The organism is Streptomyces sp. ATCC 21386 (assembly GCF_018728545.1).
Classification (GTDB): domain Bacteria; phylum Actinomycetota; class Actinomycetes; order Streptomycetales; family Streptomycetaceae; genus Streptomyces.
In genome coordinates, this window is the sequence record NZ_JAAVVL010000001.1 from 2248690 (window position 1) to 2256381 (window position 7692).

At 66.9% G+C, this 7692-nt stretch carries 5 protein-coding genes; 2 read left to right on the forward strand and 3 right to left on the reverse strand.

The window, feature by feature from the left end; genetic code table 11:
• Nucleotides 1–22: 22 nt before the first annotated feature.
• On the forward strand, nt 23–1351 hold the full coding sequence (locus tag GWK25_RS09760) for a class I SAM-dependent RNA methyltransferase (protein ID WP_215449386.1): 1329 nt from the start codon (nt 23–25) through the stop codon (nt 1349–1351).
• 839 nt (nt 1352–2190) lie between these two features.
• A complete protein-coding gene (locus GWK25_RS09765) occupies nt 2191–3084 on the forward strand; it encodes a DUF5655 domain-containing protein (protein WP_215449388.1) in 894 nt (297 codons plus the stop codon).
• A 482-nt stretch (nt 3085–3566) separates the two neighbouring features.
• On the opposite strand, the gene GWK25_RS09770 is transcribed toward GWK25_RS09765, so the two are convergent.
• The 3 genes from GWK25_RS09770 to GWK25_RS09780 all read right to left on the reverse strand — a co-directional run bounded on the left by GWK25_RS09770 (nt 3567) and on the right by GWK25_RS09780 (nt 7452).
• Nucleotides 3567–5801 (reverse strand): hypothetical protein, encoded by a 2235-nt coding sequence (locus tag GWK25_RS09770; protein WP_215449389.1) that lies wholly within the window; start codon nt 5799–5801, stop codon nt 3567–3569.
• Nucleotides 5794–6372 carry an RNA polymerase sigma factor gene (locus GWK25_RS09775; protein ID WP_215449390.1) on the reverse strand — a complete coding sequence of 193 codons (579 nt, stop codon included), beginning with the start codon at nt 6370–6372 and terminating at the stop codon, nt 5794–5796. The genes GWK25_RS09770 and GWK25_RS09775 overlap by 8 nt, the downstream gene beginning before the upstream one ends.
• A 564-nt stretch (nt 6373–6936) precedes the next feature.
• Entirely contained in the window at nt 6937–7452 is a 516-nt protein-coding gene (locus GWK25_RS09780; protein WP_215449391.1) for a VUT family protein, read from the reverse strand.
• Between the last annotated feature and the right edge of the window lie 240 nt (nt 7453–7692).

Below are 7692 nucleotides of genomic sequence, written 5' to 3' on the forward strand. Positions count from 1 at the left end.
TCTCTTCTGGAGTCACCCCACCATGCAGGCAGAACCGAAGAAATCGCTGGTGGGAGAGGAGTACGAGGTCGAGGTGGGCCCCGTCGCCCACGGCGGCCACTGCATCGCCCGTACCGCCGAGGGACAGGTCCTCTTCGTCCGGCACGCGCTGCCCGGTGAGCGGGTCGTGGCGCGGGTGACCGACGGCGAGGAGGGCGCGCGCTTCCTGCGGGCGGACGCGGTCTCGATCCTGTCGGCCTCCAAGGACCGCGTCGAGGCGCCCTGTCCCTACGCCGGCCCCGGCCGCTGCGGCGGCTGCGACTGGCAGCACGCCAAGCCGGGCGCCCAGCGCCGTTTCAAGGGCGAGGTCATCACCGAGCAGCTGCGGCGCCTCGCGGGTCTCACCCCCGAGGAGGCCGGCTGGGACGGCACGGTGATGCCGGCCGAGGGCGACAAGCTGCCGGCGGGCGAGGTCCCCGCATGGCGTACGCGGGTGCAGTACGCGGTGGACGAGTCGGGGCGCGCCGGTCTGCGCCGTCACCGCTCGCACGAGGTCGAGCCGATCGACCACTGCATGATCGCGGCACCGGGCGTGTCCGAGCTGGGCATCGAGAAGCGCGACTGGACGGGCATGGCGTCGATCGACGCGATCGCGGCCACCGGGTCGCAGGACCGTCAGGTGATTCTGGAGCCCCGGCCCGGGGCGCGGCTGCCGCTGGTCGAGCTGGACAAGCCGGTGTCCGTGATGCGGGTCGAGGAGAAGGACGGGGGCGTGCACCGCGTCCACGGCCGCCCCTTCGTCCGCGAGCGCGCCGACGACCGTACGTACCGGGTGGGCAGCGGTGGCTTCTGGCAGGTCCATCCCAAGGCCGCGGACACCCTCGTCAAGGCCGTCATGCAGGGTCTGCTGCCCCGCAAGGGCGACATGGCGCTCGACCTCTACTGCGGTGTGGGGCTGTTCGCGGGCGCCCTCGCCGACCGCGTCGGCGACAAGGGTGCGGTCCTCGGCATCGAGTCCGGCAAGCGGGCGGTCGAGGACGCGCGGCACAACCTCGCCGAGTTCGAGCGGGTGCGGATCGAACAGGGCAAGGTCGAGGCGGTGTTGCCGCGTACGGGGATCACGGAGGTGGACCTCATCGTCCTGGATCCGCCGCGTGCGGGGGCGGGCCGCAAGACCGTCCAGCACCTCGCGTCCCTGGCGGCCCGCCGCATCGCGTACGTGGCCTGCGACCCGGCCGCGCTGGCCCGCGACCTGGGGTACTTCCGGGAGAACGGGTACCGGGTGCGGACGCTCAGGGCGTTCGATCTGTTTCCGATGACGCACCATGTGGAGTGCGTGGCGATTCTTGAGCCTGCCGGAAAAGGCGCCTGACCTGCCGTTTTAGACAGTGTGCGTTATGTGCACTGTGGGCGTTACGGGCGATATCTTGACGCATGTTTGACGCATGCGGCGTATGTTTGACGCACGTTTGACGCATGTTCTGACGAGTAATCAGGTGCGGGAAGGTCGCCTGCCAACCAGGCTTTGAGCGGGTCCGTCGGCGGCTCTTCGCTGATCCCGAGGGTCAATAGTCACCCTGCCGTGCCTCGTATGTGCCGGTCGTGGATGTCGCCGATGTCGATCGCTTGCAGACCGTGCGGTGCCCCTCGTTGGACGGGTTGCGGCGCGTTCACGACCGGGGTGTGAGCCCCAGGAGGGTTCCCGCGTGGCTCCCTGGGTGGGGGATGTCGACGCCTTCCCGGAACAGAAGTGCGGCTCGCTCGTTCATCGGCAGGATGTGGAACTGACCGTTTACTGATGCAACTCGATCGTCACCTGTGCGGCGGTCTGATGTCGCCCGCATCCGGGATCTCAGACCTGTCAGGGGTGGTCGGCAAAGCGAGGCGAGGCTGCCTTGCTCTTCCGACGTGGGCCGTCGAGGGGCACGGCAGGTGAGGGAGTGAAGAATGGAGTGGGGCGCTTAGAAGGCACCTGCTCTATCCACTGAGCTACGGGGCTGAAACTGCGAAAACAGCTTCCTAGCCTGTCCCCCGGGTCGCGGGGGACGCATGGGGGCAGTGTAGTTAGATCCCTGGTGACCAGGGGACGCAAGCGCTCCCCAGTCAGAACCGAACGTAGAGTCTCACACTTTCTTCACGGCACCGAAGCCTCCCGCGGAAACAATCCTGCACCTGCCCGGCGTTGGTGATCTCCGAGCTGAGGAGGGGAAGGTGTCGGGCCTGAAGCTGTTCCACACGACAAACAGCGGCGTGACCGAGGTCGCGCCGCGTCTTGCTGAGGTCGAGGCGGATGTGCAGGATCTCATTGAGGCGCACATGGAGACCATGCTCGGGGTGCGGTTCCTGGCGAGCGAGTACAGCACCGGTCCCGTCCACGGCGGGCGCATCGATTCGCTGGGCATCGACGAGAACAACGCGCCCGCGATCGTGGAGTACAAGCGCGGTACCGACGCAGGCGTGATCCATCAGGGTCTCTTCTACATGGCGTGGCTGATGGACCACAAGGACGCGTTCCGGCACCTGGTCCGCGACCGGCTCGGGGCTGCGGTCGCGGCCCAGGTGCTGTGGAGCGCACCGAGGCTGATCTGCGTGGCTGGCGACTTCACTCGCTACGACGTTCATGCCGTGCGCGAGCACCGCCGCTCGATCGACCTGGTCCGTTACCGGTTCTTCGGCAACGAGCACATCGGCCTTGAGACGGTCGCCTCCGTCACCGGCCAGACTGCCGTCTCCACAGCAGGCCGGCGTCGCCACGGGGTGGAGGCGCTGCGCGGCCGTCGGGAACACGGGGCGATAACGGAGTTGGCGGCTGCGGTCGACGAGGTACTGCTCGGGCTCGGTGACGACATCACCAAGGTCGAGAACCGGACCTACCGGGCGTACCAGCGGCTGCGGAACTTCGCCTGCGTCTGCCCGCCGCAGAAGACCAAGCTGCTGGTCTACCTCAAGGCCGACCCCAAGGAGGTCGACCTCGTCCCCGGGTTCACCCGGGACGTGACGGGGCTCGGGCACCACGGAACCGGCGACCTGGAGGTGCGGCTGAGCACGGACCGGGACCTGGAGCGCGCCCAGGACCTGTTCCGCCTCAGCTACGCCGCGGCGTAGTGGCTTCTTGTCCCGGTGGACGGCAGGCCGGGCTATGCGGTTGTGGGGCTTCGTCGTGGCTCTGCCTTTCGACGTGGTGGTCAGGGAATGGCGGTGGATTACTAAGGGTGCGGGGGATCCCCGGTTTCGCTAACCGGGGATCCGGTGCTATAAGGCATCGCCGATTTCTAACGTCACTAAAGGTGCAGTTTCCCACCCTGTGCTTGAGAAGCACTGTCGCCCATGGTTACTTTGCCTTGACGCGAGCGCTCTTACGGTTGCGACCGCCGGTCGCCCCAAAAGACGGCCGCCACATTGGCGTGGCGCCCTTGGACAGGCCGCCGAAGCCGTTGCGATTCCCGGTCGTCCCGGGGGGCGACCGCCACGTGGTCCGGACCGGACTTCTTGCGGTCGGTGTCGAAGCTGCGATCCTCGGTCGCCCCAAGGACGGCCGTCGCCACCGTGATGTCGCGCTGGTGGGTGTCGCCGCCGCCGTTCCCTCGCTACACCTCTGAGGCCGCCCGGGCGACGATCTCGGCAAGTCTGGGACTTTGTCGGGCCATGGACTCCAGCCAGTGGTCCGTCACGAAATCCCGCTGGGTGGTTACGAGTTCTCTGGAGGCCCTCGTCACGAGGGATCCGGCCTCGTCAGAGACGTCCCCAACGATCTGCTTGCGGTCCACGGAAAGGGGCGGGGGTGTGGGGGAGCCGGTCAGGTTGACCACGGCTCCGTGCAGGGCGTTCCGGCGCCGGGAGTCGGCGAACACCCCATGGCGGACGGAAGGCTGTACGAGCAGCCCGTCGGCCAGGAGCGCTCCTCCGGACTCGCACCAGACCACTTGGCCGGCAAGCGTGTGGACCACCCAGCCACGAACGTCGATGACGTCGTGGTGACGCGGTGCCTTCTTTCTGGGCCACAGTTCGTGCGGTTGCCATGATGCGGATCGGTCGCCATGTCGGGCCGTGGTCGTGTACTCGGCGATACCGAGGACCTTCTCCAACACGTCGACGCAGGAGGGGGCATTCCGTTCGTCCCTGAGAAAGAGGCGTACCCGGGTACCCGGGATGGTGCCCTGAGTACGCACCCGGGTGATCCTGGCTGGCTGCCCTGGGCTGGGCACGGTCATCTTCAGCACTGGGCCGGGAAATCCCTGCGGGTCCATGCGGCATGTCGTTACGTCGATCTCGTCGGCAAGCATGAAGTAACTCAGCACGCCGATGCCGAAGCGGCTGTTGGGGTACATCTGCACCGGTGGTTCACACGTTTCCCACTGGGCCTTCTCCTCCCGGAACTCCGGCAGTTCGGGGAATCGCAGCCCGACTCGGGAAAAGGATGTCCTTAGCTCCTCCTCCCCCATGCCGATCCCGTTGTCGACACAGTCCAGGAAGGCGCGGCCCTGCTCGTCAACGCCTTGGGTGAATTCAATCCTCCCCTGCCAGAGGTCGCTGAGACTGTTTGTCCGGCTTAGGTACTCGCGCCGCGCAGAGCGGTACCGGCAGGCATCGAGCGCGTTCTGGTACAGCTCGCGGACCGCCAATCCGCTGTCCTTGTACAGTTGCGTGTCCATCAGGAGTTCACGGATGCTGTCATCGGGGAGGGTGAAGCGCCCCAAGGACGCTCGGCGCTTATCGCCCTCCGGTCCGTCGGCATAGGTGCTCGGTTCGGAGGTCCGATCGGGCTGGCGCACCACACGCAACCTGGCGGTCCCTGTGCGACGGCCCGGAGCGGTGCCGTCTGTCGTGATGTCTGAGGGCGGGGCTACAGGGGTGCCGATGAACGCGACACCGTAGAGGTCGCGGACCTCCAGCGAGGTGCCGGCCGATGGATTTGCGTACTGCACCAACTGCTGAATCGCGGCGTACGCATCGGTGCCCGTGGCCGCCATGGCCTCACGGAAGGCAGGACGCGTTCTGGACGCGGAGTCGGCACCGGCAACCTCGCGCAGTACTTCCTCTGCTTTCTCGGAGCGGGCTAGGGATGCTGCGATGCCGTCCCCGATGCTGGTGAGCCGCCTGCTGAGGGCAAGGTCAGCTCGTGGATGGACCGGCGATGTGGATCTCTGAGGCTCGCGCCGCTCCGTTCCCAGGGAGGCCATCAGAGGCAGGAAGATGTGCTCGCGGACCTCGTCGTAGAACTCCGTGTCCTCCTGGGCGTGGCCGCGGGCGGATTCTGTGCCCCCGGCCCCCGGAACGGCGTCCTGCCCGGCATCCTCCAGACGAGTCTCCGCGAGGAACGCCTCCTCCGCCCGCCCGCGACCCAGCCCCGCTGTACGCAGACGCTCCGCTACGACAGTCAGGCGCGCCGCGTCACCGTGGCCCCACCGGGCAGCGCGAAAGAGCCACTCGACCGCCATGAAGGCGGTGGTCTTTCCTCCCCCTATGGGCGCGCTGATGACCAAGAGCTGGCCATCCTGGGGGGCCTGCCTGTGCTCCCGCAGGTGAACAGCGGTCAGGCGGAAGGCCGCTCCTGGATGTTCCTGCTCCGAGGCGATTTCGAACCAAAGGCGGGCCGTTGGCAAGTCCTCGCGGCGCAATGCCTTCGTGCCGAGGCGGTAGGCGCTATTGGCGTCGCGACGCCGATCGCCGTACCCGGAAGCGTGGGTGGCGCCGACAGCCGTTGACGAATTGCCCCAGTCGCCTGACGGGCGGTCCCAGAAGTCGGTCTGGGACTGGGACTCGGCCAGCACCTGTGTCCAGCTCGGTGGGAGCTGGGAATCGTTGGGATTCACGTCACTCACCACTTGACCCTTCGCCGAGCCCGACGTGCCGTCTCACTTCTCGCAGGGCCCGGTGTCTCTGCACACTCACCTGGTTCTTCGACACACCCAGATGCGAGGCGATTTCATCGTCCTCACGACCGTCGCGCTGCATCATGAGCACTTGGCGGCCCTGCGCGGAGCGGACTGTGGCGATCGCCGGGTCGATCTCCTCACGCCACAGCAGCAAGGTGTCGTCCTCCGGAGTGGCGGCATCACCGAGCACCTCCAACGGGACTTCCCGCCCGCGGCGCCGTAGAAGGTCCTTCGCCAGATTCCGGGCGATCGTCCAGATATACGGCAGCGGCTCTCTGTTGGGGTCGAAGCGCTCGTCCCGCAGGGCTCGGATCCATGCCTCGTGAGCGATGTCCCCAGCCAGGTCCATCAGACCAGCCTTTCGTAATCTGGTGATGATCAGGGTGTTGTGCTCCCTATACGCTTTGTGCAGGACCCGCTCTCGGTGGGCCTTCGGATCAGGGCGGTCCTCAGGGCTGCTCACCACGGGCGGATTTTCCCCTGCCTTGGAGGCGCGGACTGCGGCGGCACCTTCCATGCCGTCAGAGTGCTTCCATCACCCGACTGGTAGCGCACAACCGCGCCGTCGGGCACGTGCTGCAGAACCGTGGCAATCACGGAAGGATCGCATCCGGCTCGCGCGTCGCGAGCCCCCGGATCTCTGCCGGCGAGCCGCTGCACCCGTAGACGGCGTACGACAGTGCCCAGCGCCGCCACCAAGGCGGTGCCGGACGTGACGTAGTCGGCAAACTCCATAAGAGTCACAGGACGCTTCCCTCGGATCGAAGCCCATGGGGCGCACATGCGCCCTCACATCCCATACGCGGCAGAGAGGTCTTGCCTTAACAGCCTTCTTCGAGATCTTTTCCGACTCTGCTGCCAGCCCGCGTTCAACGCGGGCTGGCAGCAGAATCGGCGATGAGGGCAGACAGCGGGCGGGCCGACGCTCGCCCGCACGATCCGCCAACGATGGGACCGCGAGGGAGTCCCCCCACGCACAACGTCTCGGCGAACTGTCGCCAGGCGGACGGACGGCACGGGGACGGGGAGCCGGTGAAGGTGCACCACTCCTCGGCGCCGGTGCACCGGATGCGGAACGGGCTCAGGCGGTCGCTTGCTTCCGTCGGCGAAGTAGAGCCAGAACGGCCACTGCTGTAAGGGTCATCCATGCTTTGCCGAGGATCTGTCCTGGCAGGTACTCGAACGAGCCGAAGGCCAGCTTGAGGAACAGGAGGCTGTCCGAGAGCAGACCGATCGCATTGGAGGCGAGCATCGCGATCAACAGGCCACGCTGCCGCAGAGGTTCGTAGACGGCGAAGTCCATGGTTTCAGCGACCCCGAAGGCGGCTGCCGAAGCAACGGCGAGCGCCGGATCGGCGAGGAAGTACGAAAGGATGGTGCCGACGGCTATGGCCGCGAGGACGGCTATGCGGCCGGTTGATTCTCGGGCGAGGTCGCGAAGGACGAGTGCGAGGCCGACCATGTATACCCCGGCTGGGGCGGCGTAGCCGAAGCCGACGGGGACGGCTCCGAAGTGGGTGACGGCGAGGTTGGCCGCGGGGATGGTGGCGACGTAGGCGACGAGGGTCGTGATACCGGCAGGTGCGGGGACGTTCACAGTCTTCTTTCTGTCTCGGTGAAGTGGTCGATGCGCCGATGCCACGCCGGGGACGGACGGCGGGGTGAGCGCGCAGACAGTACAACCCACACCACTGACACCAGTGCCCAGTCCAGACGTCGAGACTCTGGCCGGGATTGAGTGCACTGCCGGAGGCATATGCGTATTCCGGGGCCGTGAAGGTCTGGGCGCCAAGAAGTAGCGAGGGAGTCACCTCGCGTGAACTGGCGCAGGTCATGC